This is a genomic window from Piscinibacter sp. XHJ-5, from assembly GCF_029855045.1.
In the GTDB taxonomy this organism is placed as follows: domain Bacteria; phylum Pseudomonadota; class Gammaproteobacteria; order Burkholderiales; family Burkholderiaceae_C; genus Albitalea.
The window spans coordinates 4,798,140-4,814,620 of record NZ_CP123228.1 but is presented as its reverse complement, the minus strand read 5'-3'; the positions used below and the strand labels follow the sequence as shown (position 1 = coordinate 4,814,620).

Sequence of the window (16,481 nt, the reverse complement as noted above, 5' to 3'; positions counted from 1 at the left end):
GCGGTTCTCCTCGGGGTGGTGATTAATTCTTTCTGGCCGCGGCTTGCGGGTTGAGCATGGTGATGCGCCCGCTCTCGGTGCCGGCCGTCTCGTCGATGACGGCATTGATCAGCGTCGGCTTGCCGGACGCAAGGGCCTGCTCGAGGCCCTTGCGCAGCTCGGCCGGGGTCGTCGCGTGGACGCCGACGCCGCCGAAGGCCTCGATCATCCTGTCGTAGCGGGCGCCCTTGACGAACACCGTCGGCGCCACGTCCGCGGTGCCCGACGGATTGACGTCGGTGCCGCGATAGACACCGTTGTTGTTGAAGACGACCACGCAGACCGGGAGGTCGTAGCGGCAGATCGTCTCGACTTCCATGCCGCTGAAGCCGAAGGCGCTGTCGCCTTCGATGGCGATGACCGGCTTGCCCGTGGTCACCGCCGCGGCAACGGCGAAGCCCATGCCGATGCCCATGATTCCCCACGTGCCGACGTCCAGGCGCTTGCGCGGCTCGTACATGTCGACGATGCTGCGCGCGAAGTCCAGCGTGTTGGCGCCTTCGTTGACGACGATGGCGTCGGGACGCGACTTCACCACCTCGCGGATCGCCGCCAGCGCGCTGTGGAAGTTCATCGGCGACGGGTTCAGGGCCAGCGTGGCCGCCATCTTCGACAGGTTCCTGTCCTTGCGATCGGCGACCGCGGCGGTCCATTCGGCAGGCGGCCTGGACCAGTTCGCGTCGATGCCGGCCAGCAGCGCCGAAACGCACGATCCGATGTCACCAATGACCGGCGCGGCAATGGCCACGTTGCTGTCGATCTCGGTCGGCGCGATATCGATCTGGATGAACTGCTTGGTGTTCGGGGCGCCCCACGTCTTTCCCTTGCCATGGGACAGCAACCAGTTCAGCCGCGCGCCCACCAGCATCACGACGTCGGCCTCCGCGAGCACGTACGAACGCGCTGCCGAAGCCGACTGCGGATGGTTGTCGGGCAGCAGGCCCTTGGCCATGGACATCGGCAGGTAGGGGATCCCGGTTCTTTCGACGAGCGCGCGAATGTCGGCATCGGCCTGGGCATAGGCGGCGCCCTTGCCCAGCAGGATCAGCGGCCGCCGGGCGCCCCTGAGCAGCGCGAGCGCGCGCTGGACCGCGTCGGGCGCAGGGATCTGGCGCGGTGCGGGGTCGACGACCTTGATCAGAGACGCCTGGCCCGCCGCCGCGTCCATCGTCTGCGCCAGCAGCTTCGCGGGCAGGTCCAGGTACACACCGCCGGGCCGGCCGGACAGGGCGGCACGAATCGCGCGCGCGATCCCGATGCCGATGTCCGCTGCGTGCAGCACGCGGTAGGCGGCCTTGCACAGCGGCTTGGCGATGGCGAGCTGGTCCATCTCTTCGTAGTCGCCCTGCTGCAGGTCGACGATCTCGCGCTCGCTCGAGCCGCTGATCAGGATCATCGGAAAGCAGTTGGTCGTCGCGTTGGCCAGGGCCGTCAGTCCGTTGAGGAAGCCCGGGGCCGAGACCGTCAGGCAGATGCCCGGCTTTCCGGTGAGGAACCCGGCGGCCGCGGCTGCGTTGCCGGCGTGCTGCTCGTGGCGGAAGGAGATGACCCGCATGCCCTCGGCCTGCGCCATGCGCGTGAGATCGGTGATCGGAATGCCGGGCAAGCCGAATATCGTGTCGATGTCGTTCAGCTTCAGGGCATCGATGACGAGGTGGAAGCCGTCGGTCGTTTCGCCCTTCGGCATGTCGTCGACGGCCGCATCCGGCTTGGTGGGCGTGTGTGCATCGGCGGGGTTGGCCACTGGCATGTTCGCGAGGGCTGAGGACATGTCTCTCCTTTTGCTTTCGATGAAGGGCCCGGACCCGAGCGGCGTCGTGGTCGTGGAAATGTGGTCTCTCAGTCCACCGGTCGTTCGGCGGGAAGCTCGTCGGGCCTGGCGGCCTTGACCCAGGCGAGCACCTTCGAGATGAGCGGCCAGAACAGCAGCACCAGCGCCAGCGTCGTGATGGTGGCGACCAGCGGGTTCGACCACATGATCATCACGTCGCCCTGCGACACCAGCATCGCCTGGCGGAAGGAGTCCTCCGCCTTGTCTCCGAGCACCAGCGCGAGCACCAGCGGTGCGAGCGGAAAGTCCAGCTTCTTGAAGAGATAGCCGACCACGCCGAAGCCGAGCATGAACCAGATGTCGAGCATCGCGTTGTGCACCGTGTAGGCGCCGATCGCGCAGATGACGATGATCACCGGCGCGATGATCGAGAACGGGATGCGCAGGATCGACGCGAACAGCGGCACCGTGCCCAGCACGACGATCAGCCCCACGACATTGCCGAGGTACATGCTCGCGATGAGGCCCCAGACGAAATCCTTCTGCTCGACGAACAGCAACGGGCCCGGTTGCAGGCCCCAGATCAGCAGCCCGCCGAGCAGCACTGCCGCGGTGGGCGAGCCGGGGATGCCGAGTGCCAGCATGGGCAGCAGCGCGCTGGTGCCGGCCGCGTGAGCTGCCGTCTCGGGCGCGACCACGCCTTCCATTTCGCCGGTGCCGAACTTCGGGCCGCTGCGCGACATCTTCTTCGCGAGGCCGTAGCTCATGAACGAGGCGGGTGTCGCGCCTCCGGGCGTGATGCCCATCCAGATGCCGATCAGCGAGCTGCGCACCGACGTGAGCCAGTAGCGGGGAAGCTGCGCCCAGGTCTGCAGCACCACTTTCGGATCGATCTTCGCGCTCTTGCCGGAGAACCTGAGGCCTTCTTCCATCGACAGCAGGATTTCGCCGATGCCGAACAGGCCGATGACCGCGATCAGGAAGTCGAAGCCGCGCATCAGCTCGTGCATGCCGAAGGTCATGCGCAACTGGCCGGTGACCGTGTCCATCCCGACGGTGGCCATCGCAAAGCCCAGCGCCATCGACCCGAGGATCTTGTACGGAGAGCCCTTGCCCATGCCCACGAAGCTGCAGAAGGTGAGCAGGTACACCGAGAAGAACTCCGGCGCGCCGAACTTGAGCGCGAACCGCGCGACCAGCGGCGCGAGGAAGGTGATCATCACGACCGCCACGAAGGCGCCCACGAACGAGGACGTGAAGGCGGTGGTCAGGGCCGCGCCGGCCCGGCCGTTCTGCGCCATCGGGTAGCCGTCGAAGGTGGTGGCCACCGACCAGGGCTCGCCGGGGATGTTGAACAGGATCGAGGTGATCGCCCCGCCGAACAAGGCGCCCCAGTAGATGCAGGACAGCATGATGATGGCCGAGGTCGGCGACATCGTGAACGTGAGCGGCAGAAGGATGGCCACGCCGTTGGCGCCGCCCAGCCCGGGCAGCACGCCGATGAGCACGCCCAGCACGATGCCGACGAACATCAGGCCGATGTTCAGCGGGGTGAGGATCACGGCGAAGCCGTGCATCAGGGAGCTGACTTCTTCCATGTCGCACCTGCTCCGTGAGATTCAGTAGCCGAGAAAGCGCAGCGGATCCAGCGAGCCCTTGAACAGCGGGACCTTGAACCACACTTCGAACATGAAGAAGAGGAGCGTGTCGACGCCCAGTGCCGCGAAGGCGCTCCTGGCCCACGAGTACTTGCCCAGGACGACCATGAACAGGGCGATGTAGAGCGTCGACGCGACATAGACGCCGACGAAGGCGATCGCCAGCACGTACCCCGCGGCGGGCAGCAGCACCGACATCACGCGCTTCAACTGCACGGTGTCGACGAAGATCTCGGTCTTCCGGTTCTTGCCGAGCAAGGCGTCGTACAGGATGCCGAGGCCCGAGACGACGATGATCACCCCGATGAAGAACGGGAAGTAGCCGGCTCCCGGCCCGTCGCTGGTCCAGCCCGCGCCCAGCCTGCGGCTCTCGACGATCACGGCGAGGCCGATGACCAGCAGGACCGCCGCGACCGCCGCGTCGACGCGGCAAGTGGCAATGCCCGAGCGGCTCGCGGCCGCGGATGTCTTGTCGTGCGCCATCAGGAGCTCCGATCGTGGTGTGTGGGGAGGGGCATGCGGCGGCGGCACCCACCGCTCGAGCGGCGGGCGCGCGTTGCCGCGCCGAGGAGGTGGCCTACTTGCCGGCGGCGATGAAGCCGGCTTCCGTCATCAGGCTGCGATGCGTGGCTTCGGCGGCCTCGAGCCACTGCGTGAATGGAGCGCCGGTCATGAAGGTGGGATTGAACGCACCCTTCTCCATGTACTCCTTCCACTCCGGCGTGGCGCGAACCTTGGAGAGCAGGTCCACGTAGAACGCGAGCTGGTCGGGCGTCACGCCGGAGGGCATGAAGATGCCGCGCAGCATCGTGTACCTGGCCGGCACGCCGGCTTCCTTGCAGGTCGGGATGTCGTTCCACGACTGCGTGTCGGTCACCTTGGCCTTGAACGGCATGCGCTGGTCGTCGAACACGCACTGCGCGCGCAGGGTGCCGGCGCGCCACTGCGCCACGGCCTCGATCGGGTTGTTGACGGTCGAGTGGACATGACCGCCCACGAGCTGCACGGCCACTTCGCCGCCGCCCTTGAACGGCACATAGATGAACTTGGTGCCGGTCGCCTTCTCGATCGCGACGGTGAGGATCTGGTCTTCCTGCTTGGAGCCGGTGCCGGCCATCTTGAACTTGTTCGGTCCCGCCGACTTCACCGCCGCCACGTACTCGCCGGCGTTCTTGTACGGTCCGCTGCCGCTGGTCCACAGCACGAACTGATCGAGGGCCATCATCGCGACCGGCGTCATGTCCTTCCAGTTGAAGGGCACGCCCGTCGCCATCGGTGTCGTGAACAGGTTCGACAGCGTGATGATGATCTTGTGCGGATCTCCCTTCGCGTCCTTGACCGAGAGGAAACCTTCGGCGCCGGCGCCGCCCGACTTGTTGACGACGACGAGCGGCTCTTTCATCAGCTTGTGCTTGACGATGATGCCCTGGATCAGGCGCGCCATCTGGTCGGCGCCGCCGCCGGTTCCGGCCGGCACGACGAACTCCACCGGCTTGGCCGGCTCCCATGCGGCAAGGGCCGGCACCGTGGGCATCAATGCCAATACGGCTGCCGCGGTGCGCACGGGAACGCACGAAAGGAGGTTCCTGATCATCCTGTCTCCTGGTTTGCTTGGAATTGGTCGTCAATCTCCGGCGAGATCGCGCAATCAATGCTCGAACTTTCGACTTGCAATCCTGCTTGACCGCGGTCAACTTTCTACAGATTCCCCATGCGGGTTAGCCCGCATCGCGACGCTGCGAGGGCTTCAAATCCCGACTTTTCGTGCGAACCATTGCGTGCAGCTAATCAAGTGGAAAACGTCGCATGAATGGATGCCGCGTTCACACGAGTGCGCGAACTGTCGTGAACAAGTTCCGCGTGCCTTCCACGCTGCTCGGATAACCTGCGCCGCGTCGGGTTCGAGTTGGAGACGAGCGATGCGAAAGATGCTGGCAGTCCTGTTGTTCGGCCTGATCGCGATTCCTGGCGCGCGATCGCAGGAGATCGTCATCGGTCAATCGGTGGCCCTGAGCGGTGCCAATGCCGACATCGGCCGCGACATGCGCGACGGTGCGCTGGCGGTGTTCGCGAAAGTGAATGCCACCAATGCACTCGGTGGCCGGCGCGTGAAGCTGGTCACGCTGGACAACGCGAACAATCGCGAGCGCGCCCTCGAGAACACGCAGCAGCTGCTGGGCCAGCACGGCGCGCTCGCGCTGTTCGGCTACAACTCCGCCACCAACAGCGTCGACTCGCTGCCGATCGCCGCGCGCAGCGGCGTGTTGTTCTTCGCGCCGTTCAGCGGGTCGCTGGCGCTGCGCAACCACCCCAACGTCTTCACGATCCGCGCCTCCTATCGCGAGGAGGCGCTGAAGATCGTCGAGGCCAAGCGCGCCGTCGGCGCCGACAAGGCGGTCATCCTGCACTACGACGATGAGGTGGGCCGCAGCAACTACGAGGCCGTCGCCAGCGTCTATGTCGAGGCAGGCGCCTCAAAACCGCCGGGCGTGGCCATCAAGCGCGGCGCGCAGGTCGATGCGGCGTCCATCGGCAGCCTGCTGAAGATGGCACCGCACTACGTGCTCGCGACCACCCAATACAGCGCGGTGCGCGACGTGCTCAAGGCGGCCGACGAGAAGGGCACCCCGCTGTCGATCGCGGCGCTGTCCTTCGTCAACCCCGACGAGCTGGCCGATTCGGTCGGCCAGCTGGCCCGCGGCACGATCGTCGCGCAAGTGATCCCGTCGCCGCGTTCCGCCAACCACGTCTCGATGCCGCTGGTCAAGGAATGCGCGGAAGCGCTCGTCGCGCTCAACGGCGCCAAGCTGAACTACACCTCCTTCGAATCGTGCATCGCGGCCCATGCGCTGGTCGCCGCGCTGAAGAAGGCCGGCCCGCAGCCGACCCGCGAAGGCATTCTCCAGGCCATGGGCTCGCTGGGCCGCCTGGATCTCGGCGGCTATTCGCTGCAGTTTTCGCCGACGCGGCACCATGGAAGCAGCTGGGTGGAATTGACGATGCTGTCGCGGGGGAATCGGTTTGTGCAGTAGGGGGTGGGGGGAGTTTTGAGGAGCGGGTCATTCGGTGAGTGGGAGCTGGGACGGGCCGGCTGGGAGCCGGAGCGGGTGTTCAACGACGGGTTGATGACGGCTTGAGACTGGACTCGGACATTCGAAGCTTGCGCTCGAGTGGCGGCGACCGTCATGAGCAGTCACTGGCCGAGCCGCGCGACGAGTGACAGCAGTACGTCCCGGTCCGGACACTTGTCTTGCCCCCGGAGGCATGAAACGAGATGACCACTTGCTTGGAGTCAGGTCTTGCTGTCGTCCCCTCATCAGCTTCAATCCATTTCGCGGGTGTCCTTTCGTTGCTATAGCCGGGGCGACACAAGGGGCAAAGGCAAGACCCGACCCTGAAGCTGGTTTTCGTCGAACCAAATCAGGTACAACTGCCGTAGGCCTCACGCGGTGAGCGCCGCCCCTAACAGCCCAGAGGTTGCAAATGAGCGCTGACAAACACCGAGGCATCCGCCGCCAGAAACAGAAGCGGGCAAAGAACGCGAGGAAACAGCCGGTCGCCCTGCCGCGTCCGTCGACGAAGGTCGCAGCCAAGCCGAAGGCGGAATAGGCCATGCCCGGAGCCCGCACGACCCAAGCCAAGTACGGCGCAAAGATTCCTTCCGGCCCAAACACCGGGGCTAAGGCGCCCGCAAAACAGGCAGCGCCGACAGAGGCACCGGCGAAAAAGGCCGTGAAGAAAGGCAGCGACGGGAAAGGGTGACGCCGGAGCGCCTGTCGGACGGCGCCTTCACCAACTCTCGCTTCACGACTTCGACGAAGCTTCGCCGACGACCTGGGCGATGAGGTGACCACGCAGGGAACCGCATCGACGAACTGCTGCCGTGGAACATCGCGCGACGCGACAAAGAACAAAGACACACCGCCTGCGCCATGGCCGCCTGAGAGGGCTCTGCGCGCTGGTAGGCCAGAGGATGAATGCGTGAACTCGCAAGCCACCGACCCGCGGATGATCGAAGCCCGTGAGGTCGCGACCAGCCTGCAGCTGTACCCAACTCAAGTCGTTGATCGAAGGCATGCTGGCTGACCCGCGCGGTGGCATTGCCGCCCGTGCGAGCCTGCATCTTGGACAGGCTGTGGAGTTCGTCGACTTCCGCGACGGCCAGATGCGCCGCGGCAAGATCATCGCCATGAAGGACACGCAGGCCACGGTGCTGGAGGAAGGCACCAAGCGGACCTGATGCAGGGCTACACCGAGGCCGAACGCCGTACTGAGCAGGTGCCGTACGAGCCGCCGCCCGAGCCCGTCACCACATCGGCAGGGTCCTAGAGTGGCTCCATCCGCAACCGCTTTGAGGAATGCCTCTCATGACCACCCGCGACGTTGTTACCCCGCCCGAACGCCACGCCCTGTACGAGCTGCACCGCTACTCCCCCGCGATCCGCGCCAACGGCCTGCTGTTCGTCTCCGGCCAGGTTGGTAGCCGGCCCGTTGGCTCACCCGAGCCGTAACTCGATGACCAGGTGCCCCTCGCGTTCCAGAATCTCAACACCATCCTCGCCGCGGCTGGCTGCAGCTTCAGCGACGTCATCGATGTGACGGTGTTCATGGTGGACCCGGATGGCCATTTCGAACGCGCCTGGGGCTGAGGAGTCTTCATGAGCAACGATCAACATCAAGTCAGAGCCAAAGCGCGAGTGTGGAACGACGATGGCGTCCTCGAATTCCCGTTCCGCCTGCCGATCTATCCGAGAAGGTCACTGGCAAGAGCGAGATCCGGGAGTACAGCCGGCACTTCCCCGACTAGCTCGAAGTCGCACATCTGGAGGCGCCGAGACTGCACGAAGCGAGATTCACTATGTCGCTCCGGTGGGGGGAAGGAGGCCTAAGTGACGCGCGCGATGGCGAACATTTCGCCGTTCCTATGAGGAGAACAAATCATCTGCTCAAGACTGCAGCGAATCGCTGGTCGAACGGTCGAACCGACAAGCCTCCTCTTCGCCGGCGGCCCGGCGCCACGAAGGGCCACCCTGTTCCACCCCGACTGCGGAGCGGAATGAGGCCTTGGCATTGTCAGCAAGGTGCGGCGAAAAGCCGTTTCAAAAGAGGCCATGAGCCCCGTCTGACTGAAGGTTATCAATGAGCAGGGGTCGTCGCGGGCTCCTTGTCGTAGCCGTCTGCTGCATCGGATGGAATGGAGAACGAGAACGTCGCGCCGGGCCCGCCCTGGTTCGGCTGGGCACCGAGACGGCCGTGATGGCGCTCGATGATGGAGCGGCTGACAAACAACCCGATGCCCATGCCACCATTCTTTGTCGTATAGAAGGGATTGAACAGCGAATCGAGACTCTGAGCGGACAGGCCCACGCCGGCGTCGCAGACGCTCAAGCGCACGCGCCCCCTGCCTTCTTGTTCGGTCTTGATCAGCAACTGCCGCGGTCGATCATGCACATCGACCATCGCGTCCGATGCATTGCGCACCAGATTCAGAATGACCTGTTGGAGCTGGATCCGATCGCCGAATACCATCGGAAGGTCATCTTCAAGTTCCGCCTGCAGGATGACGCGGTTTCGTTGGAGGTCGTGCAACAACAGAGCGATGATCTCTCGTGTGGCCTCGTTCAGATCCAGCGACTCGAGGGTGAACTCCCGCTTGCTGAACAGCTCCCGCAGTCGCACGATCACCTGCGAAGCGCGCTTGCCATCCCGAATCGTGCGGCGCGCGGTCTCACGCGCGCCGTCAATGTTCGCGGGCGTGGCATCCAGCATCCGAAGGCACGTCGAAGCGTTGGTCATGATTCCGGAGAGCGGCTGGTTGACCTCATGAGCGATCGACGCGGTGAGCGCGCTCAGGGCTGTCACCCTCGACACATGCGCGAGTTCATCGCTCGCCCGGCTGAGGGCCTCCTGGGCCTGCCTGCGCTCGGTCAGGTCGACGACGTAGGCCACAGCTTGGTTTCCGGTTCCGTCGAAGCTAGCCACCCCTACGAGCACGGGCACGCGGCTGCCGTCCTTTCGAAGGTACTCCTTCTCGAATGGCTGCAAGGTCCCGCTGGCTCTCAATTCGATCATCAGACGTTCGTCGCGATCACGCCATTCCGGCGGCGTCAACTCGGTCCAGCGCAATTCGTGTGCGACGAGATCCTCGCGGTCGAATCCGACCATCGCCAGAAAGGCGTCGTTCGCCTCGAGAATCCGACCTTCGAGCTCGCAGATGAAGATCCCGATGATGTTGGAGTCGACCAGGCGTCGGATCTTCGCTTCGCGCTCGGCGACGTCGCGGTACAAGCGAGCATTCTCAAGCGACATCGCAGCCTGCGCGGCAAGCACCTTGAGCACCGTGGCACGTGCCGGCGCGAACACGCGAGGGGCCAGATTGTTTTCCAGGTAGAGCACGCCGACGATCCTGGCTCGGCTGGACAGGGGCAGGCAAAGAATAGACCGGGCGTTCCGCTGACGGACGTACGGATCGGTTGAAAAGGGATTCAGGGCTGCCGCGTTGTCGAGAACCACGTTCTGATGCGTATGCAAGACATAGCGAACAATCGTCTCGGGCACCGTGGAGGCAGTCATGGGCTCGTCGCGCACTCGAACGATGACCGTGTCGTTGCTGGTTGTGGCTTCCGCGACGATACGCTGCCCGGTTCCCGTCGAGAGCATCAAGACAGCGCGTTCCGCCCCAGCTTGCTCGATCGCCGTACGCATCACGGTATCGAGCAACTTTTCGAGCACCATTTCGCCCGAGACGGTTTGTGACACCGTGATCACGGTCGCAAGATCGAGCTGTTCGCCGAGCGCGCCGATGGTGCCGGTCGAAACAGGGGCAGCCTCCACCGTCCGCAGGTGTGGATGCAACTGGTCGAGTTGCCTCACTTTTCCATCGGCGCCCCAGCGGAGAAAGCCGTATCGGGCATTGCGCAGATACGCCTCGGAAATGGTGTCGAAGCCGCGGGCGGCATGGAAGCGAGCCGCCAGCTCGTTAGCGAGCGCTTCGTTGTGGACGAATTCGTTCTCGCGCGCCGACCTGATGGCCTCTTCGTAAAGGCGCTCGGCATCCAGTTCCCGGCCTTCGATGCGAGCGATCTCCGCGCCGACCAGTGCCGCGCGGTTCCGGAAATTCTCCGGACAATGCTCTTCCCATTCGACAAGTTGCCTGTAGTGGGCGGTCAGGGCGTCGACATGCTCCCGATACTGAAGAGGAAACCTGGCATCGCAGGATGCCGCATGGGTCAGCGCACCGTATAAGTGAGCTTCCGCAGACTCAAGAACGGAAGGCCCTGTCCAGAGCAATCGTTGCACGTTCAACGATGCGACAACGGCCGTCGAATAGTCTCCCGCAAGGAAGCGCGCCTGCAGCTTGCGTGTCCAGTAGCGGCACGCAGCGATCGGCGCACCCGACGCATCCGGTTCGTTCGACAAGCCGCGTTCGAACTGACTCTCGTCGAACTGCTCGTCGTTGAAGCAGCCGAACGTTGCCGTCAGGCCGCGAAGCGTCCGGACAAGACCCAGCTGCGTGGTGATGATGTGGATAACGGCGCCGAAACCGGCGTCCCGGGCAAACGCCAAGCCTCGCTCGGCCTCGCGTTGCACGTCAATGAGCGGATCGCCCGTCGCAAGAAGGTTCGTGATGAGGTTGTTGCAGCTGAATGCTGCATGCGTGAGGTCGCCATTTGCATTCGCTGCGTCGAATGCGCGACGGATCAAGTCGCGACCGGCTCGCACGTGCTTGCTCCATGGCAGGCAGAAGTTGCCGAAGGAAATGTACGTGCGGGCCTTGAAGCGCTCCATTCCGGACCGCTCGACCAGGTCATGCCCAAGCCGGCCGAATCGAAAGCCCGCTTGGTAGTTACCGAAGCGGGATCCGGCGATTCGGCCCAGCCAGACATAGGCCAAGCAGGACCCGTCGGTGTTGCCGTATTCCAAGCTGAGATGGATCAGCCGGCAAACGAGCAGGGAAAGCAGGTTTGGATCGGTATACAACGTAGGCGTCAGTGCCCTCGTTAGAACATCCACAGTGGCGACAACTGCCGGATCGCTCATCAAGGGCAAATCAACGAGCCCTTCGATCTCGCGACCTCCGAGCAGTGACCACGTGCGGTCGTATTCACGTCGCGCTTCTTCTTCTGACGGGTGAGGCGTCCACTCGGTGCCCTGAAGGTGCAGATAGGCCAGACAGACGTCCACTGCGCGGTCGTTCCGGTCGAGCGTCATGTACAGATCGATGCGCAAGCAGGCGACCGTCGCATGATCGATGGAACTGAAGGCGCGCGACGCGAGCATCGTCAAGCGTGCCTCCGCCGATGCCATGTCGCCCGTCAGGAACTCGCACTCCGCTCGATGCAGTTCAAGCGCGAACATCAGGTCCGGCCGGTTCTGCCAGCCGCCCTCCGAGAGAAGCTCGGCGCCGGCGACCAGATAGCGAAGGGCCGACACGTAGGCCGTGGCAGCCTTCGCCCGCTTGCCCGCAGCCAGGTTGAGTTCCGCCAGCCGCTCCTTCTCGTCGCGGGACCGTATCAGGGAGGCACCCCGGTTGAGTTGGTTGACGATCTCGAAGATCGCCTCCTTCTGCCTTTCGACAGGCGTGTGCGCCGCCAGCAACCTTCCGATACGCAGATGGGTCTCGGCGCGCCGTGCTTCCGGGATCTGGGAATAGGCGGCCTCTTGAACGCGGTCGTGGAGGAAACGGTAGACACCCTCCGAACATAGAATGAGCCCGGCTCGCATCGCCTCGTCGAGATCGCAGTCCGGCTCCTCGCTTGAGTCCTCATGCACCATCGCCAGTACGGTGGACTCAACGTTGTTGCCGAGGCACGCGAGCTGTTGCAAGGCGTGTTGAGCATTGATGGACAGGCGACCCAGCTTGCTGGCCATCAGGTCGACCACGTTGTCCGTATAGCCCTTCGCATGAATGCGAGCCAGGTCCCACGACCAGCACGCCGCACCATGATCGAATGTCAGCAGTCCTTCCTCCACCAGCGCCGCAAGAAACTGGATCACGAAGAACGGGTTTCCGCCTGTCTTCTTGTGGACAAGCTCCGACAGCGGGGCCGCGCGCACGAGGCTGCAGAAGAGTGAATCCGCAACCAGGAGGTCCACGTCTTCGCGGACGAGGGGAGCAAGGACAATCTCGCTTGCGCGCGCTCCCGCGTTTCTGATCTTGTCGAGCGTACGCATCAGCGGATGGGCGGACGTGACTTCATTGTCCCGATACGCGCCTATCAGCAGCAGGTGCCGCATGTCCGCTTGCTTCAGTAGGTCCTTGAGCAGGTCGAGGGTGGCTGCATCGAGCCATTGCAGATCGTCGAGGAACAGCGCGAGCGGATGCTCCTGCCGGGCGAACACGCCGAGGAAGCGCCGGAAAACCAGTTGGAAACGCCGTTGCGCGTCTTGGGGAGGCAGCTGAGGCACCGGCGGCTGCTCGCCCACGATGAGCGTTAGCTCCGGTACCAGCTCGACGATGAGTTGTCCGTTCGGACCGAGTGCTTCGCGGAGGGCTTCACGCCAAACAAGGAGTTCGACGTCGCTCTTCGCCAAAAGCAGACGGACCAGCCCCTGGAACGCTTGTGCCAAGGTTGAATACGGGATGTCGCGCTTGTATTGATCGAACTTTCCCGCGGCGAACAGCCCGCGCGGCGGGACCAATACCCTGTGCAGCTCGTTCACGACGGAGGACTTGCCGATCCCGGAATATCCGCAGACGAGCACCAGTTCCGGGGCGCCGCCCGCGACGATGCGGTCGAAGGCGGCGAGCAGGATCTCGATCTCGCGCGCGCGTCCGTACAGCTTCTCGGGGATCAGCAGCCGATCTGGCGTATCGCGCTCACCCAACGCGAAAGCGTCGACACGTCCTTCGGCCTCGAATTGCGCCAGGCAATGCCGCAGATCATTCTCCAGACCGGCCGCCGTTTGATAGCGCTCTTCAGCGGTCTTCGCGAGCAGCTTCATGATGATCGTCGACACGATCGGCGGCACGTGCTTCATCCGTTCGCTCGGCGGCATAGCCTGCCGGGCAATGTGGCAGTGCACCCACTCCATCGGATCGGCGGCATTGAACGGCAGCGACCCCGTGAGCATCTCGTAGAGCGTGACGCCGAGCGAGTACAGGTCGCTGCGGCCATCGTGCGAACGGTTCATGCGCCCCGTCTGTTCCGGAGCCATGTAGGGCAGCGTGCCGGCGATGGTTTCAGGCGGCTCGGGCGCCTGCCGCTCGCGGGGAAGTCGCGAGGCGGCCCCGAAGCCCGTCAGCCAGACTTGACCTGTCCCGGTGTTGACGATGACGTTGGCTGGTTTGATGTCCTTGTGGATGATGCCCCGGCGATGCACCCCGCCAAGAGCGGCCGCAATGCCCACGGCGATTCTCAGGAACAGCCCGAGTTCGATCGCCGGCCCGGCCGAGGGTGAAGCACCGAGCGGGCGGATGACCGGCGGGGTGGCCAGGACTCGGTCCAGCGGCTGGCCTTGCTGATCCTCGAGAATCAGGGCTGCATGTCCTCGATATTGCGCGAGAGCGAGCGGTCGTATGGACCATGTCGAATCGAGCTCCGTCCGCATCGCAAACTCGCGTTCCAGCATCCGGACGCGATCGGGCCGTGGATGGTCCGAGGTCAGGATCGTGACGAGAACGGAGGGTGGATAAAGACTCGGACTTGCAGCGGCGCGCCCGCGGCACAGCGCAAACCCGGAGTCCTCACGAAGGATGTCCAGGGTGTAACCTGACAGATCCATCCCGAGATCCTCCGACCTCCACGAGCAACCGGAGTTTCAACGCACCGGGGGCGTCACACGCCCGTCGGAAATCACCACCGGGCGAACTCGATTTGCAGAGTGTAGTACGGCGTGAGGCATGCGGCCTCGACTGTCGTATCCGTCTCCCTGTTAGCCAATCTAGCGGCCGCCCAGGACGGCAAGCGGGTCGCGCCCGCCGGTCTCCCAACCTTCGACCTCGCCCAACAGTGGTCTCGCGTCTCTGCGTTCGCCCGCACCTGCGCCCAGCCTCACCGTGCTGCCGCCGCTTGCCGGGCCGCTGGCCCAGGGCGTCGTGTTCACTGGAGTTCGCGAGCGAAGCCCACCAGCTCAGCCGCGCTGCACCGGAAGCACGGTGAACGTGCCCACATACACCGCGGACCGTGCCGACGAACGGTCCGGCATGATCGCGCATGCCCATGCGCTGTCAGCCGTAGCACTCTCAAAGTCTGGTTCTACCGAGCTACCCAACTCATCAGCCATGACACGCGCCCATTCGCGGGGGGCCTAGTCCTTCTGCCCGCGCATGAGTCCGCTCGCTGAAGCTCCGAACCATTCCTGTCGACCAAGAGCCGCATCGCCACTGAAACCTTCTTGCGGATAGACGCTCGCAGGCACAGGCGGAAACCCGTCTGCGTGCCGAACACTGCGGCTGTTCGAGTGAGAAGCTGCCATGAGGGGTGCAAACGTTCGGGCTAGCAGGCCGGGCTCTGCGCCCTGTCGATGGCATCCCGCTTCCGGATGCGGTCTCGCGCTCGTTGCCAATCAGAGTCGGTCCAATCTTGCAAGTGCGTGTAGTAGGCCCCATTCGCCAGGGAGTCGCCGCCGTCAAGCGTGATGGTCTGGCCATTGATCCATGTGTTGTCCGGCGCAAGCAGAAAGGCCGCCAGTCGGCCGATGTCCGCGCCGTGACCAAGCCGACGCATCGGGTTCTGTTTGCTCAAGTCATGGTCGTACCCTCCCGGGTGGAGGCGCTGCGATGCACCTTCGGTCGGGATCACTCCCGGCGCGATGGCGTTGAAGCGGATGCCGTACGGCCCCCATTCGATGGCGAGGGACTTGGTCATCGCATCCACGCCGGCCTTCGACATGGCTGAGCTCACGACAAACGGCGCACCGGTCTGCACCCAGGTGACGACGATCGACAGCACGCTGGCAGACTGCCCCGATGCGATCCAGCGCTTGCCTGCGGACTGCGTGACGTAGAACGTTCCGCGGAACACGATGTCGGAAATGGCATGGAAGCCATTGACGCTGAGGTCCTGCGTGCGACTAATGAAGTTGCCCGCGGCGTTGTTGATCAGCGCGGAGAGCGGTCCATGCTCCGCCCAGATTCGCCCCATCATCTCTTCGACGGCTTCAGGGTGGCGGATGTCGAGAGAGTGCGCCACGGCCTTGGCCGTACCGACCGCCTGGAGTTGTTCGACGGCCTCGCGCAGCACTGCCTCGCGCCGACCGCAGATGTGAACCTCGGCACCCAGCTTCGCCAGCGCCTCCGCCATGGCGAGTCCCAGGCCAGTGCCACCACCTGTGATGAGGATGCGCTGGCCCGCATACAGTTCCTTTACAAACATGCGTGTCTCCGATGGTTGTGCACAGGCTCGACGAGTGTGATTGGGAAAGTCCCGCTCATTGGTCCTTCTCCACACGCAAGATGCCTTGGAACAGCGTGTCGATGAACAAGCGGAGCGGCTTCTCGCTCTGTTCGGCTTTCATGCGCAGCAAGGCGCCTTCCCAACCGATGACGATGAAGGCCGAAAGTTCTCTTGCGGCAAGCCCTGGGGGCAATTGCCCCTGGTTCGCAGCTTCAGCCAGCACTTCCTCCAGCATGCGTTCCCATTCAGAAAATGCCACGCGGATGCGCTCCATCACGAGCGGACTGGCGTTCGCGATTTCGAGGGTCAACGCGCCGAGCAGGCAGCCTTGCCGGAATTGCGCCAATCCGGAGAAATGGACATAGGCTTCGAAATAGTTCCGCAGGCGCTTCAAGGGGGAGACGGAAGGATCTCCCAGCAGCAGACTCGCGCGCTTCTGCCGGGAGAGCTCGGCGTACCGATCAACGACTGCGGCAGCTAGCGCCTCCTTGCTGTCGAAGTAGTAGTAGAAGGAGCCGCTTGGAACTTTCGCGGCCTGCAAGATGTCCCGGACGCCTGCGCCATTGAATCCCTGCCGAATGAAGGCCCGCAGGCCGGCCTGGATCAGCTGCTTTTGTGCAGTTTCCTTGAGAAAGATGGGTCTTGGCATGGACTTCAGCGTGCTGAATGCGATCA

At 64.1% G+C, this 16,481-nt stretch carries 9 protein-coding genes and 1 pseudogene; 3 read left to right on the top strand and 7 right to left on the bottom strand.

Translation table 11 applies throughout. The features are described 5' to 3' along the window. Positions 1-22 precede the first annotated feature (22 nt). The 4 genes from oxc to P7V53_RS22635 all read right to left on the bottom strand — a co-directional run bounded on the left by oxc (position 23) and on the right by P7V53_RS22635 (position 5,002). Positions 23-1,726 (bottom strand): oxalyl-CoA decarboxylase, encoded by a 1,704-nt coding sequence (gene oxc, locus P7V53_RS22650; RefSeq protein WP_280156582.1) that lies wholly within the window; start codon positions 1,724-1,726, stop codon positions 23-25. 152 nt (positions 1,727-1,878) lie between these two features. Further along, on the bottom strand, positions 1,879-3,408 hold the full coding sequence (locus P7V53_RS22645) for a tripartite tricarboxylate transporter permease (RefSeq protein ID WP_280151772.1): 1,530 nt from the start codon (positions 3,406-3,408) through the stop codon (positions 1,879-1,881). Between the two features lie 21 nt (positions 3,409-3,429). After that, on the bottom strand, positions 3,430-3,951 hold the full coding sequence (locus tag P7V53_RS22640) for a tripartite tricarboxylate transporter TctB family protein (RefSeq protein ID WP_280151771.1): 522 nt from the start codon (positions 3,949-3,951) through the stop codon (positions 3,430-3,432). A gap of 94 nt (positions 3,952-4,045) precedes the next feature. Beyond that, positions 4,046-5,002, bottom strand: a complete 957-nt coding sequence (locus P7V53_RS22635) for a tripartite tricarboxylate transporter substrate-binding protein (protein ID WP_280151770.1) — start codon at positions 5,000-5,002, stop codon at positions 4,046-4,048. Between P7V53_RS22635 and P7V53_RS22630 the strand changes: the two genes are divergently transcribed. The 3 genes and pseudogenes from P7V53_RS22630 to P7V53_RS22620 form a co-directional block, all read left to right on the top strand. Then, a complete protein-coding gene (locus P7V53_RS22630) occupies positions 4,995-6,500 on the top strand; it encodes an ABC transporter substrate-binding protein (RefSeq protein ID WP_280151769.1) in 1,506 nt (501 codons plus the stop codon). The genes P7V53_RS22635 and P7V53_RS22630 overlap by 8 nt on opposite strands. Before the next feature lie 1,031 nt (positions 6,501-7,531). Then, entirely contained in the window at positions 7,532-7,708 is a 177-nt protein-coding gene (locus P7V53_RS22625) for a hypothetical protein (RefSeq protein ID WP_280151768.1), read from the top strand. Between the two features lie 127 nt (positions 7,709-7,835). After that, positions 7,836-8,111: pseudogene (locus P7V53_RS22620) on the top strand (Rid family hydrolase); the annotation flags it as partial. A gap of 493 nt (positions 8,112-8,604) precedes the next feature. Here the strand turns inward: P7V53_RS22620 and P7V53_RS22615 are convergent. From P7V53_RS22615 to P7V53_RS22605, 3 genes are all read right to left on the bottom strand, one after another. Continuing rightward, complete coding sequence (locus tag P7V53_RS22615) at positions 8,605-14,193, bottom strand: trifunctional serine/threonine-protein kinase/ATP-binding protein/sensor histidine kinase (RefSeq protein WP_280151767.1); 5,589 nt, start codon at positions 14,191-14,193, stop codon at positions 8,605-8,607. Between the two features lie 713 nt (positions 14,194-14,906). Further along, positions 14,907-15,785: an SDR family oxidoreductase gene (locus P7V53_RS22610; protein ID WP_280151766.1), complete on the bottom strand. Its 879-nt coding sequence runs from the start codon at positions 15,783-15,785 to the stop codon at positions 14,907-14,909. A gap of 55 nt (positions 15,786-15,840) precedes the next feature. Beyond that, complete coding sequence (locus tag P7V53_RS22605; RefSeq protein WP_280151765.1) at positions 15,841-16,455, bottom strand: TetR/AcrR family transcriptional regulator; 615 nt, start codon at positions 16,453-16,455, stop codon at positions 15,841-15,843. Positions 16,456-16,481 lie beyond the last annotated feature (26 nt).

What these genes read in the sequence shown, in the direction of transcription:
- oxc (WP_280156582.1), bottom strand. Translation starts at nt 1,726, where the DNA reads ATGCCGAAGGGCGAAACGACCGACGGCTTCCACCTCGTCATCGATGCC.
- P7V53_RS22645 (WP_280151772.1), bottom strand. Translation starts at nt 3,408, where the DNA reads ATGGAAGAAGTCAGCTCCCTGATGCACGGCTTCGCCGTGATCCTCACC.
- P7V53_RS22640 (WP_280151771.1), bottom strand. Translation starts at nt 3,951, where the DNA reads ATGGCGCACGACAAGACATCCGCGGCCGCGAGCCGCTCGGGCATTGCC.
- P7V53_RS22635 (WP_280151770.1), bottom strand. Translation starts at nt 5,002, where the DNA reads ATGCCCACGGTGCCGGCCCTTGCCGCATGGGAGCCGGCCAAGCCGGTG.
- P7V53_RS22615 (WP_280151767.1), bottom strand. Translation starts at nt 14,193, where the DNA reads ATGGATCTGTCAGGTTACACCCTGGACATCCTTCGTGAGGACTCCGGG.
- P7V53_RS22610 (WP_280151766.1), bottom strand. Translation starts at nt 15,785, where the DNA reads ATGTTTGTAAAGGAACTGTATGCGGGCCAGCGCATCCTCATCACAGGT.
- P7V53_RS22605 (WP_280151765.1), bottom strand. Translation starts at nt 16,455, where the DNA reads ATGCCAAGACCCATCTTTCTCAAGGAAACTGCACAAAAGCAGCTGATC.